Below are 23,844 nucleotides of genomic sequence, written 5' to 3'. Positions count from 1 at the left end.
CGACGCGCTTTTGAGAACGACCGTGGTGCCGGAAACGCCCGGCGCTCACGGCCTCGGCACATGGTTATGCGATGTCCGGTTATCTAGGTCGAACAATGGATATTTCGTCGGGTGTGCTGGGGTGGATTTTGGGCGTCGATGGCTTTATCCGATGTCGCGCGTGCCCAGTAATGTGATGTGCGCTCTTACAAGTTCCGGACGGGTTCGCCCGCCGGGTCCCTGTCCGCCGCGGCCGCGCTCACCGCGTTCACCGCGGCGGCCTGCGCGATCCCGGCGACGGCCGACGGCCCGGTGCCGGGCGCGCGGGAGGCCAGGCCGCCGGCCTGGTGCCGTCCCGGCCCCGGACTGCGGGCCGGAGCGCTGCCCCGGATCGTGGACCTGTTCCAGTGCGACGTGCGCGGACGGGTCATCAGGGGCACGAGCGGGGTCGCCGCCACCGTGCCGCACGACGGCTCCTCGGTGACCTCGCGCCTGCTGCGCCGCCACGGCGCCGCGGAACTGCGGATCGACGTCGACGCCGAGGCCGGGACGGCGACCATCGTCGAGCGCCGGGCCCGGATCCCCGAGGGCCGCCCGCGCCAGGCCGCCCTCGCGCCGCTGCCCGCCTGCACCGACACCGCCCGCAAGCTCGGGCCCGACCGGTGGCCGCGCGGAACGCGGATCTCCTGGCACTACTACCCGGGCTCCGTCGCGTTCAGCGGGATGCCCGCCGGGTCCGGGGCCGGAGCCTTCAGACGCGGCGTGCGCAGAGCGGTGGACGTCCGCACCGACTGCGTCAGGGGCTCGCTCTCCTACAGCCCCAAGCCGGACATCTACCAGCGGTACGCGGGACGGACGGACTCACCGCCGAACATCCTCGGCCCCGGAGCCTGCCAGTCCAGGAACGGGATCAACTCCTTCGGCTGGGCCGAACTGCGCACTCCCGACCGCGACATCCTCGCGGTCACCTGCACCTGGCACGTCGGCAACGTCATCCGCGAGGCCGACATGGCCGTCCAGACCCAGGGCAAGCGCTGGTGGACGACCCGCGCCCCGCGCCGCGGCGGCGCCCAGCCCGTCCCCGGGTGCCCGGAGGGGCGGTACGAGGCGGTCTCCGTCGTCACCCACGAGATGCTGCACGTGCTCGGGCTCCAGCACATCGACGGCGTCCGGCACCAGAACCTGTCGATGAGCCCGTACGTCCGTCCCTGCGACGACCGCGACGCCACCCTCGGCCTGGGCGACTACCTGGGGCTCATCGACCTGTACGGAGCGCGCCCCGGCCCGCGGTGAGGACCTCCAGCATGCCCGCGACGGTCGCGTCCCACGGGTAGCGTTCCGCGCGGGCCCGGGCCGCGGCGCGGCGCCGCTCCCGCGGCCACGACAGCACCTCCTGGACGCCGTCGGCGAACCGCTCCGGCACCGGCGGCACCGCGACCCCGGCACCCGGGACGAGCAGCTCGGGCGCCGCCCCGCGGTCCGCCGCGACCACCGGCGTGCCGCACGCCAGCGCCTCCAGCGCCGCCAGCCCGAACGACTCCACCGGGCAGGCGGCCAGCGCGACGTCCGCCTCCGCCAGCAGCCGCGCCACGGCGGCCCGGTCGGGCACGTGCCCGTGGAACCGGGCGCGCAGCCCGGCCCGCGCGGCCGCGGCCCGCAACCCGGCCGCCTGCGGCCCGTCGCCGACCAGGTCGAGCCGGACGGGCACGCCCCGGCGGTGCAGCTCGATCGCCGCCGCCACCGCCAGGCCCGGCCGCTTCTCCCGGGACAGCCGCCCGAGGTGTGTCAGCCGGACCTCGCCGCGGCACGGCGCCGGGCCCGGCAGCGGCCGGAAGGTGTCCAGGTCCACGCCGAGCGGGACGAGGTGCAGGTCGCGGGCGCCCACCCGGCCGAACTCGGCGGCGGCGAACGCCGACGTGGCCACGATCGCGTCGAACGCCCGCACCAGCCCGCCGTTCCAGCGGTCGGTGAGGGGCCGCAGCGGAAACCCGCCGGGGACGCGCGGCGCGAGGATCGCGTCCAGCCGCTCGTGCGACAGCAGCACCGACCGCACCCCGTGCCGCCGCGCCCACCGCGCCGCCACGGTCAGCGTCGCCTTGTCCGACACCTCGACGACGTCCGGGCGCAGCCGGGCGAGCGCGCGCAGCACCGGCCGCGGATCCAGCACCAGCCGGTAGCCGGGCGCCACCGACGGCCCCGGCACGGTCACGATCGTGCCCGCGGCGCCGTTGTGCCGACCGTGCTCCCGTCCCGGGACGACCAGGGCGCGCTCGTGCCCGGCCGCCGCGTACCCGCGGCCGAGCATGTCCACCGCGGTCCGCAGGCCGCCGGACACCGGGCTGTACAGATTGGCGAGCTGGACGATCCTCACGCGCCCACCAGCGCCCGGTAGGTGACCGGCCGCCCGCCCGCCGCCAGCGCCGCGTCCACGGCGTCCAGCGCGGCCTCGCGCAGGCCCGGCCTGCCCAGATCGGCCGGGTGCAGCGCGATCCGGAACGGCGTGCGCGACCGCGCGAGGAACCGGGCCGCCCCCACCATCAGCCGCGCGCCCGCGCGTTCGCCCGCCCCGCCCGGCCGGTGCGACAGCGCGGGCATCCGCCGCGGCGTCCGCCCGCCGGTCAGGTCGTGCAGCGCGAGCTGGCTCGTCCAGTACGCGAAGCCCAGCCCGGCCAGGGCGCGGCGGGTGCCGGGGGAGGCGAGCCAGCCGGGCGGGGTGAAGCCGACGATGTCGAGCCCGGCCTCCTCCAGCGCCTCCCGCCCCTCGCGCAGCAGCCGCCGCGCGTGCTCCTCCGGGAGCGCGCAGAACTCGCCCGCGCCCCGCGCCACCACCTGGTTCACCGCCTGCCGCCAGGCCGCGCCGCCGGGCACCCGCGCGTGGTGGAAGCCGTGCAGCGACAGCTCGTGGCCGCGCCCGCCCGCCTCCCGCAGCCAGGCCGCCAGGCCCGGCACCTCACCGGTCGCGGGCCCGCCGCCGTACGGCCCGGGGATCACCAGCAGCGTGCACGGGATCGCACGCCGGTCCAGCTCGGCGACCCAGTCGTCCACGGGCACCCGCGTGGCCGGCGCCACGTCGTGCACGGACACGACGAACGGAAACGCCTTGCTCATGCCGCTCCTCCGTGGGGGGACGACCCCCCACACCCCCCGGCAAGAACAGCGCTCATGCCCTCGCTTCGCTCGGTCATGCCGCCTCGCTGGCCGCGGTGCCGCCGAGGAGCCCCGCGTAGTGGCCGAGCAGTTGGTCGCAGATCATGTCCCAGCTCCGTCCCCGCACCGACCGGCGCGCGTTCAGGCTCATCAGCCGCCGCAGCAGCGGGTCGCCCGCCAGCGCGGCGACCGCCGTCCGCAGCTCGGCCTCGTCGTCCGGGGTGAACAGCAGCCCGTTGTGCCCGGGCCGCACCAGGTCGAGCGGGCCCCCGGCGGCGGGCGCCACGACCGGCACACCCGACGCCAGCCCCTCCTGGACGGCCTGGCAGAACGTCTCGTCGGCGCCCGTGTGCACGAACACGTCCAGGGACGCCACCAGCTCCGACAGCTCTTGTCCCGTCCGGAACCCGGTGAACGCCGCGTCCGGCAGCATCCGCCGCAGCCGGCCCTCCTCGGGACCGTCGCCGACCACGACGAGCCGCGTCCCGGGAATGCCGGCGAGCGCGGCCAGCATCCGGGGGCGCTTCTCGGCGGCCAGCCGCCCCACGTAACCGACCAGCACCTCCCCGGCCGGGGCCAGACGAGCGCGGAGGGACTCGGAGCGGTGGCCGGGATTGAAGCGCTCCTGGTCGACGCCGCGCGCCCACAGCGCCAGCCGCGGCACGCCGCGCCGCTCCAGCTCGGCCAGCAGCGGGCTGGACGGCACCAGCGTCAGGTCCGCGCGCGCGTGCAACCGGCGCAGCCAGCGCCACACGGCGGGCGAGGCGGCGCCCAGCCCGTACTGCCGGATGAACCCGGCCACGTCGGTCTGGAACACCGCCACCGCGGGCACGTCCAGCTCCCGCGCGGCGGTCAGACCGCCCGCGCCGAGCACCACGGGCGAGGCCAGATGGACGATGTCGGGGCCGAAGTCGCGCACCGCCGCGCGCATCCGGCCGGTCGGGACGCCGAGGGCGAACGAGCGGTAGCAGGGGAGGGCGAGCGCCGGGACCGTGCGCACGGCCTGCCCGGCGTAACGGTCCCGGTCGGGCGCGGGGGCGATCACGAGGACCTCGTGCCCGCGGGCCGCGAGCTGTTCGGTGACACGGCAGACCGAATTCGTGACCCCGTTGACCCGGGGGAGGAACGACTCGGTCACGATGGTGACCTTCACGCTGCAGAGCGTGGCCACGGCGACCGACGGGCGCGTCGCCCCCCGGCACCGCGTGACCGAACACTAGGCGAACGTCCGGTTTGTCCGTAGCGTCCCGTCAGCTGCCGGTCAGCCGCCCTTCAGCCGCCCTTCAGATCATCTCCAGCAGGCGGGCCAGCGTGTGCGACTTGGTGCCCCCGAGGGCGAGGTCCTTGGCCGCGTAACCGAACAGGTGGTGCATCATCCGATCGCGCAGGTCGCGGTACTGGAGGTAGTCGCGCCGGCCGAACAGCTCCGGGTCGTCCAGGTCGCTGGGCACGTGGTACGGCCGCGTCACCAGGACGCGCCGCGCCGCCACCGCCGGCCTCCTCGTGCCGTTCCCGCCGCCGACCCGGCCCGGCGGGATCCGGTACGCCCTGGCGCCCGCGCCGCCGGAGAACGAGGCGTACAGCGGACCCGACGACTCGTCGTCGACGCAGAGGCCCTCGTGGCCGATCCCGAACTCGACGGTGTGCACCGTGAAGGACCGCCCCGTCACCGGATCGGTGCCGGTCGCGCTGTCGGCGCTGAAATCGACCGTCATCGAGTGCGCCAGCTCCAGCGAGTACCTCACCCGCTGCGCCGTGACGACCAGCCGCGGCGCCAGGCCCGCCCACTCCTCCGGAGACGACGGCCCGGAACGGCCGTGCGCCGGCCCGTCGGCCAGCACCCGCGCGAAGGCGTTGTCGACCCCGCCGCCCGCGAGGAACTCCCCGAGCCGCGCCGGATCGACCGGCTCCATCAGATGCACCTGCGAGGTCAGCCGGATCCGCTCGCCCGGCTCCCCCTGCCGGGTGACCGTGCGGCCCTTCACCTGGAGCAGGAACCCGCCCGGCCCGTCCCCGCCGAACTGGCGGCGCCGCAGCACGATCCCGTGCCGCAGCAGCGTCAGCTCCGGGACGTCGTAGTAGGTGTCGGTGCACCTGCGCACGTCCTCGCCCGACATCAGCTCGACGCCCAGCGCCTTCAGCTCCGCCGGCCGCGAGTACAGCGCCCGCATCTTCGCCACCACCGACACGTGCTGCTCGCCGGAGATGAAGAACTCCGACTCGGCCTCCAGCGCCGTGGCCATCTCCAGGCCCGGCCGCAGCAGGTCGGCGAACGCCCGGTAGACGGGACGGCTGGTGCGCAGCGGCTCGGCCGCCGTCCACGCCGTCTTGGCGACCGCCTCCGACGCCTTCAGATCGTCCACGGTGATGGGGCGCAGATCGATGCGGCCGGAGCCGTACTTCTGCTCGGTGCCGCCGCAGTAGTGGCGGGGCGCGTTCGGGCCGGTGCGGTTGTCCCACCACTCGGCCCGGATGCCCGCCTGGGGAAGCGCTTCGATGACGGCGTCGCGGACGGGCACGCCGTCCGGCCGCTCCAGCTCCAGCAGCTTGGCCAGCTGGTTCCAGGTGTAGGACGCCGAGAACGTGCAGACGTTCTGGTCGGGCGGCGGCGTCAGGACGATGACGATGTCCAGCGTCCGGCCGCCGGGGGCCTCCAGCGTCACCGGGATCAGGTCGTGCGGCACCGCGACGTGCCTGAGGTCGGACAGGACGGTGACCTGGAAGCTCAGCCCGTCCTCGTTGACGCTGTAGCCGTTCACGATCAGCCGGGCGAGGTCCTTGAAACGGTGGTCGCGGGAGTACAGCGGCGGGGTGACCGTGGGCCGGTTCGACAGGTCGCGGCCGAAGACCCGCTCGCGCGCCCGCTCCCGCTGCCGCCGCAGGAACGCCGGGGTGCGCTTCTCCTCCTGCCGGACCGGGTCGGGGGCGGAGGCGTCGGGGTGCACCGCGGGCACCGGCTCCCGGCCGCCGGGCGCGACGGGCCCGGGACCCGCGCCGGTGCCCGCGGCCGACCGCGACGGCGGCGCCGGGTCGGTGGGCGGGGCCGGGACGACCGCGCGCCGCCGGTACACCGTCATCCCGCTGATGGGCTCGCCGAAGCCCGTGCACCGGTAGTAGACGTAGCCGTTGGCCTTGATCTCCGAGCCGACGACGACCGTGTCACCGATCGCCGGCGTCCACACCTCGGTGCCCTCGGGGAGCGGGGGGTTGGTCCACCCCACCGGTGCCGGTGTGGGAGTCGGCATGTTCTCTCCCGATTCATTGAGATGACTCCCGGAAAACGGGGCGGAAAAGTCTCCGTCCCGGTGCCCGCGCCGCCCCGCGGGGTTCGATTCCGGCCTGCAACTTACAGTGTTGCCGATGACGGACACCGGATCGTGATCAGAACCCCGCTACGGCCGGTTCCGGCCGCTTTTACGGAAAGACGATTGGTGCGGGGCCGGAATGGCGGTCGGTTGTTTCGCGGGCACGCCGCGTTTCCGTCGTGTTTCCGGCCTGGGGGGTTATCCCCGCGGCGGATCGGCGGCGAAGGCCGCCCGGTAGGCGGTCGGGGTCAGCCCGGCCCTCCGGACCAGATGGGCGCGCAGCGAGTCGGCGCTCCCCAGCCCGCTGAGCCGCGCCACCTCCCCGACCGGCAGCGCGGTCGACTCCAGCAGCTCCTTGGCCCGCTCGACCCTGGCGTGCAGCAGCCACTGCAGCGGGGCCATCCCGGTCTCCGCGCCGAACCTGCGGGTCAGCGTCCGCACACTGACCCGCGCGTGCCCGGCCAGGTCGGCGAGGGTCAGCGACCGGTCGAGGTGCCGCAATGCCCACTCACGGGTAACGGACAACGACGCCGTCCCGTTCCCCGACGAGACCGGCGCCGCGATGAACTGCGCCTGCCCGCCCTGCCGCACCGGAGCCATCACCACCAGCCGGGCGACGTCATTGGCCACGGCCGCGCCGAAGTCGGAGCGGATGATGTGCAGGCACAGGTCGATGCCCGCCGCCAGCCCCGCGGAGGTGAGCACCCGGCCGTCGTCGACGAACAGCACCCGCGGGTCGAACTCCACCGCCGGGAAGCGGCGCGCGAACTCCTCGCTGCGCCGCCAGTACGTCGTGACGCGCCGCCCGTCCAGGATCCCCGCCATGCCCAGCATGAACGCCCCGGTGCAGATCGACACCAGCCGGCGCCCCTCCCCGGCCGCCCGGCGCAGCGCCTCGAACACCCGCGGGTCGGTCTCCTCCCGGCTGTAGGTGCCCGGCACCACGATCGTGTCGGCCTCGTCCAGGACCTCCAGCCCGTGCCGGACCAGGATCTCCACGTCGCTGTCGCTCGCGACCGGGCCTGGGACGGGCGTGCAGGTGCGCACCTCGTAGCAGGGCCGTCCACCGGCGTCCCGTGCCGAACCCAGCACCAGGCCCGGAATCGTGGTGTCGAACGGCACCACCGGCGGGACCAGCAGAACAGCGACGCGATGGGTCATGGCCAGATCCTCCGGAAGATTGGCATTCCGGCCACTTTCGCACATTTCGGAAAATAGTGCACAGTGACCTTCGCCCCCCGTGCCACCTGGAGGTTCACCGTGCTCCGTCGTCCCCACCGCGCCTGGATCGTGGCGGCGGTCGCGTTCGTCGCCCTGATCGGCGCGGCCGGATTCCGCGCCGCGCCCGGTGTGCTGATGGTCCCGCTCCAGGACGAGTTCGGCTGGTCGCGGGTCACCACGTCCCTCGCCGTCTCCGTCAACCTGATCCTGTACGGCCTCACCGCCCCCTTCGCCGCCGCCCTGATGGAACGCTTCGGCGTCCGCCGGATCACCGCCCTCGCCCTGACCCTGGTCGCCGCGGGCAGCGGCCTCACCGTCTTCATGAACGCGAGCTGGCAGCTCGTCGTGTGCTGGGGCCTTCTGATCGGCCTGGGCACCGGCTCCATGGCGATGGTGTTCGCGGCCACCGTGGTGGGCCGCTGGTTCGTCCGGCACCGCGGCCTCGTCCTGGGCGTGCTGACCGCCGGGGGCGCCACCGGCCAGCTCGTGTTCCTCCCCCTCCTCGCCTGGCTCGCCGACCGGCACGGCTGGCGCTCCGCCTCCCTCGCCGTCGCGCTCGCCGCCCTCGCCGTCGTCCCGCTCGTCCTCCTGGTCATGCGGGAACGCCCCGCCGACGTGGGGCTCCTCCCGTACGGCGCCACCGAACCCGAACCCGAGCAGCCCGCCCGGGGCAACGCCGCCCAGGTCGCCCTGTCCGCCCTGCGCACCGGCATGCGCAGCAAGGCGTTCTGGCTCCTCGCCGGAGGCTTCTTCATCTGCGGCGCCTCCACCAACGGCCTGGTCGGCACCCACTTCATCCCCGCCGCCCACGACCACCACATGCCCGAGACCACCGCCGCGAGCCTCCTCGCCCTGGTCGGCGTCTTCGACATCGCCGGCACCGTCGCCTCCGGCTGGCTCACCGACCGCGTGGACAGCCGCAAACTCCTGGCCTGGTACTACGGCCTCCGCGGCCTGTCCCTCCTCACCCTCCCCGTCCTGTTCGGCGCCAGTGTCGAGCCCAGCATGCTGGTCTTCGTCATCTTCTACGGCCTGGACTGGGTGGCGACCGTCCCCCCGACCATCGCCCTGTCCCGCGAGGTCTTCGGCCCCGTCCAGGGCACCGTGATCTTCGGCTGGATCTTCGCCGCCCACCAGCTGGGCGCCGCCGCCGCGGCCGCCGTCGCCGGCCTGATCCGCACCGAACTCGGCACCTACACCATGGCCTGGTGGGGCGCCGCCGTCCTCTGCCTCTTCGCCGCGGCAATGTCCATGACCATCCGCACCCCCCGCCCCACCGTTCCCCACCCCGAGCCCGAACGCGAACGCCCGGTGGCCACCTGAGCCGCCCGTGCCCTCAACGCCGATGCCCGGGCGGATGGTCCTGCGGCCCGGAACCGTCGATCGGGTGGTCTGTGAAGCCCCATTGGAGTTTGCGGAGCGCCTCGTCGACGACGGTGTGGGGGGCGTGGACGCCCGGGGGCTGATCGGCCCACCAGCTCATGGCGGCCATGGTGGTCGCGCTGATCGCCGCGCTCAGGACCTCGGCCAGTGGAGGCCAGGCGTTGTCCGGTAGCCGTCGGGCGAGGAAGTCGCGGTTGACGTCGGTGCCGAGCCGTATCCGTTCCGACACCGCGAGTTCCGGGGTGGCCGAGACCAGCCGCACCGCCGCGCGCAGGTGCTCCTGATCGGCGGCCATGTCCCGCAGGGAGGAGCAGATCGCCCGGCGCAGCACGTCCATGGGCGGCTCGTCGGGGTCGGAGGCGTCCAGGACGGCTCTCCTGTCGTCCAGGACGCGTTCTATCGGGCTCCAGACGATGTCGGCCTTGACCGGGAAGTAGCGGTGCAACGTGCGCACGCTGATGCCCAGTTCCCGCGCGAGCTCGGCCATCGTGCACCCGGCGTATCCGCGTTCGGCCAGCAGTGCCACCGCGGCGGGGCTGAGAGAACCCGGGTCGGCGGCCCGTCTCGGCCTGCCACCGCGATTGGGGACTGTACCCGTCACGGGCACCAGTCTAGGGTTAGGGTTTTGACAGAGTCTGCCAAAATAGGAGTCCCCTCATGCCTGACGAGGTCATCGTCACTGTCGGTGTCGGCGGTATGGGATCGGCCATCACCCGCCGGGTCGCCTCGGGATCCCGCGTGCTCCTGGCCGACTACGACCAGGAACTGCTGGCCCGGGTCCATGCGGAGTTGGAAGGCGACGGCTACCAGGTCACCTCCGCCGTAGTGGACGTCTCCTCCCACGGCTCGGTCACCGACCTCGCCCAGTCCGCGGCCGACCTCGGGCCCGTGTCCCACCTGATCCACACCGCCGGCCTGTCGGCGGCCAAGTCCGGCGCGGCGGCGATCCTGAAGGTCGACCTCGCCGGCGTGGCCTTCAGCGTCGAGGAGTTCGGCAAGGTCATCGCGCCCGGCGGCTCGGGCGTCGTGATCGCCAGCATGGCCGGCACGCTGGCCGCGCCCCGGCTCACCCCCGAGATGGAAAGAGCGCTGACTCTCACCCGGGCCGACGAACTGCTGTCCCTGCCCTTCCTCAACTCCGACCTTGTGCGGGCCCCCACCGACGCCTACCTGGTGTCCAAGCGGGCGAACCAGTTGAGGATGGCGGCCGCCGCGCTCGCCTGGGGTCGCCGCGGCGCCCGCATCAACTCCATCAGTCCCGGCATCATCTCCACCCCCCAGGGCCGTGACGAACTCGCCGGCGATTCCGGCGCATCGATGCGCCGGATGATCGACGGCTCACCGGCCGGGCGCATGGGCACCTCGGGCGATATCGCCGCCGCGGCGGCCTTCCTCCTCGGCCCCGACGCCGACTTCATCACCGGCACCGACCTGCTCATCGACGGCGGCGCCGCCGCCGCGATCCGCCTCGGCGCGATCCAACCCACCCAGAGCCGCTGACAACTCGCAACGCCCTCGACACCTACGAGGCGGAGCAGTACGGCCCCCGCAGGCTCTAGGGCGAGGTGACCGACGCCTACGAGTGGTGGACGGCCTCTGGACGCCCCGACCGCGACCGGCACGGCATTACCGTCACCCAGAAGCCCAGAACATCTGGCTAGAGCACCGTTTGAGCAACCATCGGTCGCTCACCGTCTGGGTCACGGTGTCCTTTCGCGTCTTGCTGTCCTCGGTGTACTCAGTCGGTTTGTTGACCTGCTTGGTGCCGGTGGGTTTCCCATGCTTGCCCATGGATCGGATTGGGGCAGGGGGCACCGCGTGGTCCAGCCCCCAGGGGCGATGGGTCTCGGTGGGTGCCTCGAGGCTGACGGGCACCGGGACCGGGCAGTCCGAGTGGACCGATCGCGCGGGTTGACCAGGGGGCTTTCATTCATCACGAACGTTCCTTCCATGAGGAGTGGGGGATCCCGCCGCCGCGCTTACGGGCGTGGGCACGTCCCGCCCATGCCTTGTCCAGCGGCGTCCGCGGGATCTGGCCGGTCATGCGGACGCTGCCGGGCTGATGTGAGGTTGTTCCGCGTCGGTGAGCGCGGGGCGGGACAGCTCCGCCAGCGCAGGCAGCGACCATGGGCACCACGGCGTTAGCGACTCCTCGGGGACGCCGTAGGCCGCCTTGGCCTTCCGCTGCCACAACGCCGCCGTGACCCGGCTGACAGCCCAGTCGTACGCGGCCCGAGCGGCACCGCAGGGACCACGAAACCGGGCTGCGGCCGGAACTTCTTCATCTCATACGCCGACCTCGATCGGGTGGGCGTCGGTGCAGCGAACAGACGGCTCGGGCGCGATCGGTTCTCCGGTGATGGTGTCCGTGCAGCTCGCGGCGAACATCTGCTGTTCTGACAACGGGTGGAGGCGGCCATCGGCGATGTACCACCCCCGCACCTCCTTCACCGGGATGCGAGTCCCGTTCGCCAGCGTCTGACTGGTCTCGGCGGTGAAGGTGCGCAGGACGATGCTGGTCTCTTCGCCCGCTTCGATGGCTCGGAGGAGTTCGTCTATGACCCCTTGGTGCTCGACGGAGTAAGCCCCGTCGTGGAGCTGATCGATGGCAGTCGACCAGCCGTTCCCAAGGGTCAGGATGTGACTTGGGCCCCCAGCGGGCTGTGTGAGAGCGGACAGAATGTCGGTCATTGGGTGGTGACCCCCTCTGCTCGACCGGGAGGCCCGGAGACGGAACGTGTCTCCGAGGTCGCGCTGCGTACATTGTCGAGCGGGGGAGGGGCCTTGTGCAGGGGTTTTCCCTGGGTGGGGTGTTCTGCTTCGTTCTACTAGCGGAGGTCGTCCAGGAGGGATTGGGCTTCGGTCAGGTCGGCTTGGTGGTCGTTGTCTTCGGCGGGTTCGTGTAGGGCGCGTTCCAGGGCTGCTTTGGCGTGGGCGGGGGTGCCCAGGTCGTACCAGAGCTTTGCGGCCATGAGTTCGCAGCGGGTGACGAAGGCTCGGTCGGTGGTCTCGCGGAAGGTCTCGGCGGCGAGTTCGGCCTCGGTGGCGGCCTCCTCGGTGCGGTCGTGCGTTGCGAGGATCCGGGCGCGGTCGTACTGCAGGACGGCCAGTTCCCAGGTGCTGCGCTCCTCGTCGTGCGGCAGGTGCTTCACGACTTCGCGTGAGCGTTCTGCGAAGGCCAGGGCCTCGTCCAGGTCGCCGGCCCAGGAGTGGGCGAGTGCCGCTTGGCGCAGGCATACCGCCTCTTCGAAGAGGTCGCCGGTCTTGGCGAACTGGGACGCGGCCTCGGTGTAGCGGGCGGCCGCCTCGTCGTCGCGGTCCAGGGCGCCGAGGATCTCGCCTTCCTTCTTGGCGACGCGGCCGAGCGTCCCGGGCTCGGTGGCGCGTTCGGTCATCTCCGCCAGCATCCGCAGCGCGTCCTCGGACTGGCCGAGTTCGGGGTAGGCGCAGGCCAGCACCCATCGGGCCTGCATGCCGGTGTACTCGGCGTCCTTCTCGGGCGGGACGTCGGGCAGCGCCTCCTCGGCGCACTCGGCCGCGTCCAGGTGGCGGCCGACGGTCAGGTACGCCGTTGACAGGTCCACCCGGGCGAACGCGGCCAGCCGGGTGTCGCCCAGGGCGGTGAACCGGGCCGCGGCCTCGATGAACTCGCCGATCGCCCGGTCGGCGGAGCCGGAGTTCAGCAGGTCCTCGCCTTGGCGGGCGTGGGCCAGGGCCTTGTCCAGCGGGCTTTCCTCGAAGGGTGCGTCTTCCTTGAGGGCGTCCGCGATCTCGGGAAGTTCGGTGGGGGTTTGTTCGATCTGCTTGCGGCGGGCGGCCAGGGGGGAGAGGGGGAGCTCGTCGACGAGGGGTGTCTCCTGGATGATCGCGTGCATCCGGTCGTGGAGGTGGGTGTTGCCGCTGCGCTCGTCGTACCGGCCGGCCAGCTCGGTCACGTCGCGGAGGAGGTCCTCGTGCAGGTCGGCGAAGGTCCACTCCTCGTCCTCCTCGTCGGGGACGTCGGGGTTGGCGGGCCAGATCAGCACCTCCTCGCCGCGGCCCGCCTCGACCAGGGTGCGGAACAGCAGCGCCGATGCCGACGCCAGTTCCAGCTCGTACAGGACGGTCGGGGTGTCCTCCAGCAGGCGTAGGTGTTGCCGGAAGATCTCCAGGCCCCGTTCGGTGTTGCCCGACAGCACGCAGAACCGCAGGTGTTGCGCCACGTCGAACTCGTCGTCGTGGTCCAGGCCCCGGTAGGCCAGGCGGTGCGCGTCCCGGGCCTCCTCCAGGTCGCCGGTGCGCAGGTAGCAGTTCTGCAGGATCTGCAGCACGTCGGCGGGCTGGGAGTCGGTGTCGCAGGGGGTCTCGCCGGTGATGATGGGCTGCGCCACCGCGATCGCCTCCGCGTCCCGTCCCAGGCTCGCCAGGTAGCGGACCTGGTAGAGGCTCAGGCAGGCAGGGCAGGCGTACTGGGGCGGTTCGCGGTGCCGCAGCGTCGCCAGGGCGCGCTCGCCCATCTCGGCGTCGCCGGTCACCTCGGCCAGCAGCAGGCGGATCGAGTGGACGGTGTGCAGATCGTCGCGGTCGGGACGGCAGCGTCCCTCCATGTCGTCGAACACCCCCCGCACCAGCCGCAGCGGGTACACCACCATGAGCGTCAGCACGATCCCCTGGGCGGCGAACTGCCGCCACAGCATGTCGAGCAGGTCGTCGTCGAAGCGGTCCGGGTGCGCGGTGTAGAGCCCGACGCAGCGGGTGAACGCGGTGACGATCGCGTTGACGTCGTCGGCGTTCTCGGCGGTGAGCATGAGCGCGTCGACGAGCGCGAGCCGGGCCTCGATCTCGACGTCCAGCAGGCCCGCCGCCTCGGCGTGCCGCACCACGTCCCGGACCGCGTCCACCTGCGCCTCGCCGGGCGGCATGTCGTCCGCCTCGGCGAGCAGGCCCGACAGCTCAGCCGCGGTGTAGGTCATGTGGGGTCCTCCACGTTGTGCACGGCCCATTCGACCAGGCCGAGGAAAGAACGGTTCAGCGTCGCCGTGTCCGCGGGCCGCATCGGGTGGTGTCCCTGCAGCAGCGCGTGCCCGTACATGGCCTCCACGACGAGGCGGATCAGCAAGGGGTCCGCGAGGGTCGTCACCCGGCGGACCAGGGGGTTGTTGTGGTTCAGGATCAGCTGGGGGCGCTGCGGCCCCTCCTGCTTGGTCTCGTCCAGGCTGTCGAGCATGTCGGCCCAGGCGCCCTCGGCCGAGTCGATGGCGGCCTGGCGTTCGGCGCGGCGCGTGGCTTCGCGGCCCTCCAGGTAGAGGGCGGGCAGGGCGACGGGCTCGAACGCGCGCACCACGGGGTCGCAGCCAAGCCGGTCGAGGGCGCGGCGGGCGTGCGTGAGGAACTCCAGGACGGACGTCTCGGCGTCCGGATCGAGCGGGTCCATGCGCGTCGCCAGCTCGGCCGGGTCCAGGCGTTCCACGCGGATCTCGGGGTCGAGCAGCGGGAGCCGCTTGAGGATCTCGGCGTCGTAGGCGTAGCCCGCGTTGACCAGGCCCATGCCCTGCGCCGCCGCGACCCCCGCGAACTGGCGGAACTCGTCGACTCCGGCGGTGTACCGGATCCCGCCGTGCCGGCGCCGGAACTCGGCGAGGGGCATCTCGCCGTCGCTGGTCTCCACCGGCAGCCACCGGTCCACCAGCCGCAGCATGTCGGTGTCGGTCACGGCCAGCGCCTTGACGCCGAGGTGGTGGACGGACAGGAACCGGTTCAGCCGGGACGGGGCGGTGGTGGACAGCCGCACCAGCCAGGCCCGCAGCTGCTCGCCCAGTGCCTGGCGGGTCTCCTCCAGGAGGTCGTCCTCGTAGAGCTGCTCGCGGTCGGCGGTCGGGCGCAGTTCGCCCGCGTCGACGACGCAGCGGGCGAAGAACGCCCAGTCGGGGAGGAGGCGCTCGACCCGTTCGCCGAGCAGCATCCGCTTGAGGTAGACGCGGTGGGTGGTGCGGGCGCTGGCGGGCAGCGGCGTGGGCAGGACGAACGCGACCCCGGTCAGCCCGGCCGCGGGGACCTTCAGGTCGATGACGTCGAACGGGCGGAACTCCATCGCGGTCTCGGCGTAGCGCAGCAGCTCCTCCCGGCGCGCCCGCGGGTCGCCGTGGTCGGCCTGCCAGGGCGGCGGGCCCTCGGTCACGAGCCGGTCCCCGACGGTGATCGGGTACGGGAGCAGGGAGCCGAAGTGGCGGGCGAGGTGCAGGACGGTGTCGTCCGACAGCCAGTGCTCGGAGCCGCGGCGGGCGCGGAGCGTGACGGTGGTGCCCGGCTCGTTCCGGGGGACGGCGGACTCCTCGACCGTGTAGTGGCCGTCGGCGTGCCCGACCCATCGGACGGTCGCGGCGCCGTCCCCGGCGGCGGCGCTGCGGGTGACGACCTCGACGTCGTCGGCGACCAGGAAGCACGACAGCAGGCCGATGCCGAACTGGCCGAGGAACTGCTGCCGGGAGAAGCCCAGCTCGTCGCGCTTGGAGGAGCGCCCGATGGTGGCGAGCAGCTCGTGCACCTGCGCCTCGGTGAGGCCGACGCCGTTGTCGTGGACGCGCAGTGAGCCGTCCCCGGTGACCGAGGGCGGCTCGATCGCGATCCGCGGGTCGGCGGGGCGGTGGGCGCTCAGCGCGTCCACCGCGTTCTGCAGCAGCTCTCTCAGGTAGGCGCGCGGGCTCGGATACAGGTGGCGTCCGAGCAGGTCGACGATCCCCCGCAGATCAACGCTGAAGCTGTGCCGCACCGGTCGACGCCTCCCGCCTGTGACCCCGTCAATATCAATCCGGGTTAAACCCTGCCGTAACGGGCGGCGCGGTGGGGGTGAGATCTCGCAGGCGACGGGATCCGGTCACGGACCGTGAGCGGTCAGACCGGGACGCCGGACGCGTCGACGGCGCAGGCGCGGCGCCACGCGTACGGGACGCGGCCCGGCGCGAACACGCCCGCGTCGAGCAGCGACTTGAGCACCGACCGGCACGCCTGGCGGCGCAGCTCCACCCGGCGCGGGTCGCGGCGCACGGCCCGCCAGGTCCGCAGCGCGGGCAGCCCGACGGTCCGGTAGACCAGCGGCTGCACCATCATGTCGAACATGACGGCGATCGCGCCCGGGACGATCCAGTGCAGCGCCAGCCGGTCGCTGCGCCGCGCCCTGGCGTAGTGCTCGGCCACGGTGGTGCGGGCGTAGGCGAGGTGCCGCGCCTCCTCCTGCCGGTGGTAGTGGCTGATCCGGCGCAGGTAGTCGTCGGTGTCGGGGTGCTCGGCCAGCAGCCGCTGCAGCAGGTCGGGGACCTCCTCGCCGCCGAGCACCAGGGCGTCCAGCGTGGCGGGGCGGCGCATCAGGTGCGGGAGGGCGCGGCCGCGGGCGCGGCGGGCGAGCCGGCTTTCGAGCGGGTTGCGCTGCCGGGGCTCCAGCTGGCCGATCACGCGGGCGAACAGCCGCGAGTGCCGGGTCTCCTCGCCGATCTCGTGGAGCGCGTAGGTGAAGCGGGGGTCGGTGACGCGGGGCGAGACGGCCAGCCGGAAGGAGAACCCGGCCATCAGGGCGGCCTCGAAGGTGATTCCGAGCCGCAGCATCGAGGCCACCTCCTCGCGGGCGAGCCTGGCCTTCTGCTCGGGGGTGAGGCGGAGGCCGAGCCCGGCCGTGGACAGCAGCTCGTCGGGGACGATCTGCTCCTGGGAGAAGTCGCCGGTGACGTCGGTGTCGGGTTCGATGACCCGGCGCACGGAGGCGGTGTTCAGTCGTTCGACGCGCCTGGTGCGCGCCGCGCGGTCCTTGCGGAGGGTTTCCCTGGTGGCCATCGTGTCGCCTTTCTCCGTGGCGGTGCTCAGGGTGAACGGCTCTGGTCGGGGTCGGGGGTGGGCGCGACGGAGGTGATGATGTGCTCGATGACCGCGGCCCAGGCGGCGGGGTCGGGACGCGGGGTGTCCAGCCCGTTCATGATCAGCGAGCCGAGGACGACGCTCTGGCACAGGTAGGCCAGCGCCACCGGGTCCAGGCCGGGACGGACCGCCCCGTCGCGCTGGGCGCGTTCCACGGTGGCGCGGAACACGCCCAGGCGGCGTTCCAGCCCGGTGGCGATCATCGCCGCCACCGCGGGGTCGCGGCGCGCGGCGGCGAACGACTCGATCAGCATCACCCCCTGCCGGTCGGTGCGGGTGGGGAGCGCCGCCCCCAGCTGGATCATCAGGTCGAGTGCGGTGTCGGTGGAGTCGGTGGCGAACAGCTCGGCGAGCTGGACCGGGACGTGCGCCGCGATGGCGTGCCCGAGCAGTTCGGCCTTGGTGCCGTAGTTGGAGTAGATGGCGCCGACCGACAGCCCGGCGCGGCGCGCGATCTCGCCGGTGCTCGCGCGTTCGTAGCCGCGCTCGCAGAACACCTCGACGGCCGCCTCCAGCAGCCGCTCGCGCACCGCCTCCGAACTGACCCCCGCGATCCTGCCCATGGGTAAAAAATAGCAGCCACTCTTTTTAATGTCACGGGGCGGCGCGAGATGGACCGTCCCGAGGAGGTCAGGGCGTGCGGACGCCCACGCCCGCGTACATGACGGCGGGGCTGGGCGCGCGGGCGCGACCGCCGTTCCGGCGCCACGGCGCCAGCGGCGCCAGGCCGGGCGCCACCGGCTCCAGCTCACCGAAGAACGGGGCGATCTCGGCATGCGAGCGCGGCACCAGCGGGGCCGTGCAGTCCGCCGCGTAGATCCGCGCCGCCTCGGCCACCTCGTCCGGCGCGAAGTCCCCGGTGAGATGGGAGATCACCAGCGCGCTCCCGGGCGCCATCGCCTCTCGCAGCCGCGCCACCGCCTCGTACGGCCCGTCCGCGGTGTCGAGGAACTGCAGCACCGACCCGAGCAGCACCGCCACCGGCCGGTCCCAGTCGATCAGCCCCGGACCGCCGAGCGGCCCCACCGGCCCGCCCGGGTCGCGCAGGTCGTACTGGACGGCCGCGACGCCGCCGTCCCGGGCCAGCAGCGCCCGCGCGTGCGCCAGCACCAGCGGATCGTTGTCGGCGTACACCACCCGGACGCCCGGGTCGTGCCGGACCGCGGCCTCGTGCACGTTGCCGGCGCCCGGCAGCCCGCAGCCGATGTCGAGGAACTGCCGCATGCCGCGTTCGGCCAGCGTGCCCACCGTCCTGCGCAGGAACGCCCGGCTCTCCCGCGCGCCCGCGTCCAGCTGCGGCAGCACCGCCAGCAGCGCGGCGGCAAGGTCGCGGTCGGCCGCGTAGTTGTCCTTCCCGCCGAGCAGGACGTCGGTGACCCGGGCAGGGCTTGCGACGATGCGGGGCCCGAGCTCGCCCACCCTGACGACCTCGCCCACCCGGCTCACGTCGGCGTCCATGTCACCGGCAGCTCGTGCAGGCCGCGCACGGACAGGCCGCTCTTCCAGCGCAGCTCCTCCTCGGGCACCGCGAGGCGCAGTGCGGGGAAGCGGCGCAGCAGGCCGCCGATGGCCTCGTTGAGCTCCAGCCGGGCCAGATGCGCGCCGAGGCAGTGGTGGATCCCGTGCCCGAACGCCAGGTGCGGGTTGCCGTCCCGGTCCAGGGCCAGTTCCTCCGGATCGGGGAAGGCGGACGGGTCGCGGTTGGCGGCGGGCCGCGCGACCAGGACGGTCTCGCCCGCCCGGATCGCCGCCCCGCCCAGCTCCACGTCCCGGGCCGCCACCCGCGGCATCCCGGTGTCGGAGCCGAGCGGCACGTACCGCAGCAGCTCCTCGACCGCCGCGGGCGGCAGCTCCGGCAGCTTCGCCAGCCGTTCCCAGTGCTCACGGCGGGACAGCAGCGTGTAAGTGAGGTTGGTGATCTGCCCGGCGGTGGTCTCGTACCCGGCGACCAGCAGCCCGACGCCCAGTGCGACCAGCTCGTCCTCCGACAGTCCGCCCCCGCCGGGGCCGAGGTCGTCGCGGGCGTGCACGAGCGCGGACAGCAGGTCGCCCGACGGCTCGGCTCGGCGCCTGGCGATCAGCTCGCCCAGGTAGCCGTCCAGGGCCTCGTGCGCCTCCCGCACCTGCTCGGGGGTGTGCGCCGAGACCGACAGGAACGCGTCCGACCAGCCCTGGAAGCGGTCACGGTCGCCGTCGGGGACGCCGAGCAGCTCGCTGATGATCCGCACCGGGAGGGGCAGCGACAGGCTCCGCACCAGATCGGCCGGGGGACCGGCCGCCGCCATCGCGTCCAGCAGCCCGGCGACGACCTCCCGCACGCGCGGGCGCAGCTCCTGGACGCGGCGGTGCGTGAACGCGCGCACCGCGTGCCGCCGCACCCGGGTGTGCTCGGGCGGGTCCATGTCGGTGAGGAAGGTCTCCCGCCGCGCCCCCGCGCCGCGCCCGACCGCCAGCTCCCGGCTGAACACGGGGTCCGACAGGACGCGCCGCGCCTCCGCCCACCCGGTGACCAGCCATCCGCCGGCGCCGCCGGGCAGCCGGACGCGGGTCACCGGCCCGGCCGCGCGCAGCCGCTCGTACGCCGGGTCCAGCTCCAGCCGGTCGCGGCCGAAGTCGGCGACCGAGGGTTCCGGTTCCTTGAGCACCACCCGCCGCACTGTAGGGATCGAAGGTCAGCGAAAGGTCAGCCCGCCGCCGAATGGGCGGGAAAGTCGAGGTCAAGCGGCGAAACGCATGACCGCACCCTTCACAGTCCTGACCCGGCCGCGCAATGGGGCTTGATCCACACCATGCCGCCTCCCTTACCGTGGCACTCCGGCGTCGAATGAAGAGGCCATGGACTTTCGTATTCTCGGGCGGCTGGACGTGCGCTCCGACGAGGGGGAGCCGATCGCGATCTCGCAGCCGCTGCTGCGCGCCGCGATCTGCGTCCTGCTGCTCAAGGCCGACCGCCCGCTGACCTCCGACCAGCTCGGCGAGCTGCTGTGGGACGAGGGCGCCGGCCGCAAGGCGGGGGCGCTCAAGACCGGCATCAGCGGCGTGCGGCGGCTGCTGGCCACCGCCCGGCTGCCGCCCGGCCACGGCGGATACCGGCTGCGGCTGGACGACCACGACACCCTTGACCTGCTGGATTTCCGGGCGCTCGGGGGTCAGGCGCGGGAGGCCGCGGGCCGCGGCGACGACGCGCTGGCCGCCGAGTTGTACGAGCGGGCGCTGGCGCTGTGGGGCGTTCCGCCGCTGGAGGACCTGCCCCGCACGGCCGCGATGTCGGGCATCGTCACCGGGCTGCTCGCCGAGCGCCGCCTGGCCCGCGAGGACCTGGCCCGGGCCAGGCTGGTGCTGGGCGGGCATCGCGAATTGCTTCCCGAACTGCGTTCCTGGGTGGCGGAAGAACCGCTGAACGAGCATCTGTGGGCGCGGTTGCTGCTTGCGCTGTACCGTTCCGGGCACAAAGCGGAAGCGTTACAGGCCTACGATGAGGCGCAGAACACACTGGTCAACGAGACCGGCGCGGAACCAGGGCCTGAACTGCAGCGAATGTGGCATCGGGTGAAGGTCGACGACCCCGAACTCGCGCACCGCGCACAAAAACGTCCGGCCGCGCTGCTCGCGCCGCCGCTCGCCCGCCAGCTGCCGCCCGACATCCGGGACTTCACCGGGCGGGAGGCCGAATGTGGCCGCATCCGGCGGCTGCTGTCGTTCGCGCCGTCGGCGACCGCCCCGCCCATCGTGTGCGTCACCGGCGCACCCGGCCTCGGCAAGACCGCGCTGGCCGTGCACGTCGCGCACCTGGAGGCCGCGTCGTTCCCGGACGGCCAGCTCTACCTCCAGCTCACCGGCGCGTCGTCGGCGCCCCGCGACCCGGCCGTGGTGCTGAACGAGGTGCTGCGCGCGGTCGGCGTGGCCCCGTCCGACATCCCCGACACCCTGGACGAGCGCGCCGCGCTGTACCGGTCGCGGCTGGCCGGGCGGCGCGTCCTGGTGGTGGCCGACGACGCGGCCGGGCCGGAGCAGGTGCTGCCGCTGCTGCCCGGAGCGTCCGGCAGCGCCATCATCGTCACCAGCCGGATCCGGTCGCCGAGCCCGGACGGCGCCCACCTCGTCGACCTGGAGCGGCTGCCGCCCGACGCGGGCGTGCGCATGCTGACCAGGATCGTCGGCCGCGACCGGGTCGCGGCGGACCCGGCCGCCGCCGAACGGATCGTGCACGCCTGCGACGGCTTCCCGCTGGCGGTGCGGATCGCGGGCGCCCGGCTCGCGGCCCGCCCGTCCTGGCCGCTGGCGCACCTTGCCGGGCTGCTGCTGGAGGAGGGGCGCAGGCTGGACCACCTCACCGCCGTGCGCGCCCACATCGAGGCCGCCTACGAGTCCCTGGACGAGCCGTCCCGGCGCGCGTTCCGGATGCTGGCGCTGGCCGGTCCGCACGACGTCGCGCCCTGGGTCATCGAGGTGCTGGTGGGCGACCGGGCCGCCGCCGACGCCGTGGACGGCCTCGTGGACCGGTCGCTGCTCATCACCGTCGGCGTCGACGCGGCCGGGCAGCCCCGCTACCGGCTGCACGACCTGCTGCGCGAGTACGCCGCCGAGCGGCTGGCCGAGGACCCCGAGCGCGAGGCCGCGCTGGAACGACTCACCCTCGGCTGGCTGGAACTCGCCGACGCCGCCGACGCCCGGGTGCCGCGCGACCCGTACTTCCCGGCGCCCACCCGGCTGCACCCCCGGCTCGTGGTGAACGACGACCTGATCGCCCGGCTGATCGAGCCCGACGCCGCCGCCTGGCTGGACAGCGAGCTGGCCAACCTGCGCACGGCGGTCGTCTCCGCCTGCGCCGCCGGCCGCTTCCGGCTCGCCACCGGGCTGGTGTTGCGCCTGGCCGCCCACCTGCACCTGCGCCGCCGCCACGACGAGGCCGAGCATCTGTGGCGGGCGGTGCTGGAGGCGGCCGCCCGGGAGGGCGACACGCTGATCGCCGCGCACGCCAGGCTCCGCGCCGCCACGGTGATCTCCGCCGACCGGAGGCGGCCCCTGGACGCGGTGCCGCTCGTCGAGGCGTGCGTCGCCGACCTGGAGGAGCTCCCGTACTCGCGGGACCTGCCCAGGGCTCTGGGGATGCGCGCGTACGGCAGCCTGTCCCTGGGCGGGCTGGAGGCGGCGCGGCGGGACGCCGAACGGGGGCTCGAACTGGCGCGCGACATCGCGGACCCGTACGCGGCGTTCACCTGCCTGCGCGTTCTCGGTCTCGTCCTGAGCGTGACGGGCCACCACCAGGAGGCGGACAAGGCCGCCACCGAAAGCCTCACCATCGCCAGGGACATCGGCGTCCCCGCCTTCATGGGGCTGGCCCTCTACACGGTCGTCCGCGCGTACCTGACCGCCGGTTCGTACGAGAAGATCCCCGCCCTGTGCGAAGAGGGCCTGCACCTGACCGACGCCATAGGGCACACCCTCGGCGAGGCGTACTTCCATGAGCAGTGGGGCTACGCCCACCAAGGTCTGGGCGAGCACAAGCGGGCCGCGCCCCGCCTCCTCAAGGCCGCCGAACTGTTCGACTCCCAGGAGGCGCTCGCCGCCGGAGCGTCCTGCCGCAGCCTCCTGGCCGACAGCTACCGGGCCCTGGGCCGCCACGAGGAGGCCCGCGCCCAACTGGAATGGTGCCTGGCCGCCTACGGCGAACTCGACGACCCCGAGGCCGAGGACGAGATCCGCACCCGGATGCCGGCCCCCTAGCGTCGGCTCCGCGTCGTTGGCAGGACGCGGCGCAGCAGCAGGACCAGCAGCAGGGCGGGCGCCAGCAGCGCCGCGGCCCGCAGCCCGGCGAGGTCGGCCAGCGCGCCCAGCAGCGGCGGCCCGGTGCCGATCGCGACGCCCGAGGCCAGGGCGCAGCGGGCGGCGGCGCGCACCGGCTGCCCCGGCCACGCCTCCAGTGCCTGCGCGAGGATCAGCGGGTAGAGCAGCGCCACGCCCAGCCCGGTCACCAGCAGGCCGGCGAGCGCGGCGGCGGGCGCCGGGACCGTCCAGAACACCGCGAACCCGGCGGCGGCCACGGCGGGGGCGCCGGCCAGCAGGCGGTCGCGGCCCAGGCGGACGGCCCGTCCCGCCGCGGCCCGTCCGAGCGCCATGCCGAGCACGAACGCGGCGGAGGCGGTGGTGGCCGTCCCCGCCGCCATCCCCTTGACGGTGTGGAGGAGGTCGGCGGCCCAGAACAGCACGCAGAACTCGACGGCGACGGCCAGGACCAGGTCCGTCCACCGGCTCCAGAACGCGCGGGGCGCGCGCCCGGCGGCCGGTGCCGCCCGCGCCGTCGCCGTCGACGCCGTCGCCGCGACCGTGGACCGCCGCAGCAACAGAACGACCGGGATCGCGGCGGCGGCCAGCGGCACCCCCGCGAACGCGGCCCGCCAGCCCAGGTCGTGCGCCAGTGCCGCGCCGACCATGAGCGGCGCCAGGACCGAGGCCGCGCTGGAGACCGCGTTGGCCTCCCCGAGAGCGACCGTTCCCGCCGCGCCGCGTCCGTCCGCGCTCGCGCGCAGTGCCGCCGGGACGAGCTGCACGAGGCCCGCGCCGCCGAGGCCCAGGATCAGCGCGCCGATGCCGGTGCCCGCGCGCCCGTCGCCGAGGGCGAGGACGGCGGCGCCTCCGACCAGGGCGGCCAGGGACGCGGGCAGCGCGTACCGGCCCAGCCGCGCGGCCAGGCGGTGCCCCAGCAGCCCGACGGTGATCAGGCCGAGCGCGAACGCGGACGGGTAGAGGGCGGCCTCGCCGCGCGGGAGCCCGCGCTCGGCGCGCAGTTCGGGGAGGATCGCGCCGAGCCCGGCCAGCAGGTAGCCGAGGCAGCCCATCGCCGCGTACAGGCCGAGGACGTAGGGGGTGCGGAAGGGCCGCATGCGCTCACCTCGACGGTTTATGCTCGTTCGGCGAGGATAAA

At 73.8% G+C, this 23,844-nt stretch carries 18 protein-coding genes; 4 read left to right on the top strand and 14 right to left on the bottom strand.

The features are described from left to right. The first annotated feature begins 177 nt into the window (after positions 1-177). Complete coding sequence (locus ACZ466_RS14890; RefSeq protein WP_378293206.1) at positions 178-1,272, top strand: zinc metalloprotease; 1,095 nt, start codon at positions 178-180, stop codon at positions 1,270-1,272. Here the strand turns inward: ACZ466_RS14890 and ACZ466_RS14885 are convergent. From ACZ466_RS14885 to ACZ466_RS14865, 5 genes are all read right to left on the bottom strand, one after another. Continuing rightward, positions 1,235-2,350, bottom strand: a complete 1,116-nt coding sequence (locus ACZ466_RS14885) for a glycosyltransferase (RefSeq protein ID WP_378293203.1) — start codon at positions 2,348-2,350, stop codon at positions 1,235-1,237. The two genes, ACZ466_RS14890 and ACZ466_RS14885, sit on opposite strands and share 38 nt — an antisense overlap. Further along, entirely contained in the window at positions 2,347-3,087 is a 741-nt protein-coding gene (locus ACZ466_RS14880; RefSeq protein WP_378293201.1) for a DUF2334 domain-containing protein, read from the bottom strand. Before ACZ466_RS14880 ends, ACZ466_RS14885 begins: the two co-directional genes overlap by 4 nt. 73 nt (positions 3,088-3,160) lie before the next feature. Next, positions 3,161-4,279: a glycosyltransferase family 4 protein gene (locus ACZ466_RS14875; RefSeq protein WP_378293199.1), complete on the bottom strand. Its 1,119-nt coding sequence runs from the start codon at positions 4,277-4,279 to the stop codon at positions 3,161-3,163. Between the two features lie 130 nt (positions 4,280-4,409). Continuing rightward, on the bottom strand, positions 4,410-6,371 hold the full coding sequence (locus tag ACZ466_RS14870) for a hypothetical protein (protein ID WP_464043690.1): 1,962 nt from the start codon (positions 6,369-6,371) through the stop codon (positions 4,410-4,412). Positions 6,372-6,629: 258 nt separating this feature from the next. Further along, positions 6,630-7,592 (bottom strand): GlxA family transcriptional regulator, encoded by a 963-nt coding sequence (locus ACZ466_RS14865; protein WP_378284682.1) that lies wholly within the window; start codon positions 7,590-7,592, stop codon positions 6,630-6,632. A gap of 99 nt (positions 7,593-7,691) precedes the next feature. On the opposite strand from ACZ466_RS14865, the gene ACZ466_RS14860 reads away from it, so the two are divergent. Then, entirely contained in the window at positions 7,692-8,975 is a 1,284-nt protein-coding gene (locus tag ACZ466_RS14860) for an MFS transporter (protein ID WP_378284681.1), read from the top strand. Between the two features lie 13 nt (positions 8,976-8,988). Here ACZ466_RS14860 and ACZ466_RS14855 read toward each other — a convergent pair whose 3' ends face one another. Continuing rightward, positions 8,989-9,561, bottom strand: a complete 573-nt coding sequence (locus ACZ466_RS14855) for a TetR/AcrR family transcriptional regulator (protein WP_464043685.1) — start codon at positions 9,559-9,561, stop codon at positions 8,989-8,991. A gap of 131 nt (positions 9,562-9,692) precedes the next feature. Between ACZ466_RS14855 and ACZ466_RS14850 the strand changes: the two genes are divergently transcribed. Further along, a complete protein-coding gene (locus ACZ466_RS14850; RefSeq protein ID WP_378284678.1) occupies positions 9,693-10,535 on the top strand; it encodes an SDR family oxidoreductase in 843 nt (280 codons plus the stop codon). A 786-nt stretch (positions 10,536-11,321) separates the two neighbouring features. Here ACZ466_RS14850 and ACZ466_RS14845 read toward each other — a convergent pair. The 7 genes from ACZ466_RS14845 to ACZ466_RS14815 all read right to left on the bottom strand — a co-directional run bounded on the left by ACZ466_RS14845 (position 11,322) and on the right by ACZ466_RS14815 (position 19,567). Then, entirely contained in the window at positions 11,322-11,726 is a 405-nt protein-coding gene (locus tag ACZ466_RS14845; protein WP_378284677.1) for a hypothetical protein, read from the bottom strand. A gap of 137 nt (positions 11,727-11,863) precedes the next feature. Beyond that, on the bottom strand, positions 11,864-13,987 hold the full coding sequence (locus ACZ466_RS14840) for a tetratricopeptide repeat protein (RefSeq protein WP_378284676.1): 2,124 nt from the start codon (positions 13,985-13,987) through the stop codon (positions 11,864-11,866). Continuing rightward, positions 13,984-15,783: an HSP90 family protein gene (locus tag ACZ466_RS14835; protein ID WP_378284675.1), complete on the bottom strand. Its 1,800-nt coding sequence runs from the start codon at positions 15,781-15,783 to the stop codon at positions 13,984-13,986. The genes ACZ466_RS14840 and ACZ466_RS14835 overlap by 4 nt, the downstream gene beginning before the upstream one ends. 122 nt (positions 15,784-15,905) lie before the next feature. After that, entirely contained in the window at positions 15,906-16,838 is a 933-nt protein-coding gene (locus ACZ466_RS14830) for a diiron oxygenase (RefSeq protein WP_378284674.1), read from the bottom strand. A 26-nt stretch (positions 16,839-16,864) separates the two neighbouring features. Further along, positions 16,865-17,482 carry a TetR/AcrR family transcriptional regulator gene (locus ACZ466_RS14825; RefSeq protein ID WP_378284673.1) on the bottom strand — a complete coding sequence of 206 codons (618 nt, stop codon included), beginning with the start codon at positions 17,480-17,482 and terminating at the stop codon, positions 16,865-16,867. Between the two features lie 67 nt (positions 17,483-17,549). Next, positions 17,550-18,377: an SAM-dependent methyltransferase gene (locus ACZ466_RS14820; RefSeq protein WP_378284672.1), complete on the bottom strand. Its 828-nt coding sequence runs from the start codon at positions 18,375-18,377 to the stop codon at positions 17,550-17,552. Further along, on the bottom strand, positions 18,362-19,567 hold the full coding sequence (locus ACZ466_RS14815) for a cytochrome P450 (protein WP_378284671.1): 1,206 nt from the start codon (positions 19,565-19,567) through the stop codon (positions 18,362-18,364). The genes ACZ466_RS14820 and ACZ466_RS14815 overlap by 16 nt, the downstream gene beginning before the upstream one ends. 187 nt (positions 19,568-19,754) lie before the next feature. Here ACZ466_RS14815 and ACZ466_RS14810 point away from each other — a divergent pair, with 187 nt between their 5' ends. After that, the gene (locus tag ACZ466_RS14810; RefSeq protein ID WP_378284670.1) at positions 19,755-22,646 is read left to right on the top strand and encodes an ATP-binding protein; all 2,892 of its coding nucleotides are present in this window, start codon (positions 19,755-19,757) and stop codon (positions 22,644-22,646) included. Here ACZ466_RS14810 and ACZ466_RS14805 read toward each other — a convergent pair. Continuing rightward, complete coding sequence (locus ACZ466_RS14805; RefSeq protein WP_378284669.1) at positions 22,643-23,803, bottom strand: MFS transporter; 1,161 nt, start codon at positions 23,801-23,803, stop codon at positions 22,643-22,645. The two genes, ACZ466_RS14810 and ACZ466_RS14805, sit on opposite strands and share 4 nt — an antisense overlap. Positions 23,804-23,844 lie beyond the last annotated feature (41 nt).

This window comes from Actinomadura rugatobispora, from assembly GCF_055379765.1.
The sequence above is the reverse complement of the archived record's forward strand: the minus strand, read 5'-3'. Positions and strand labels throughout refer to the sequence as shown.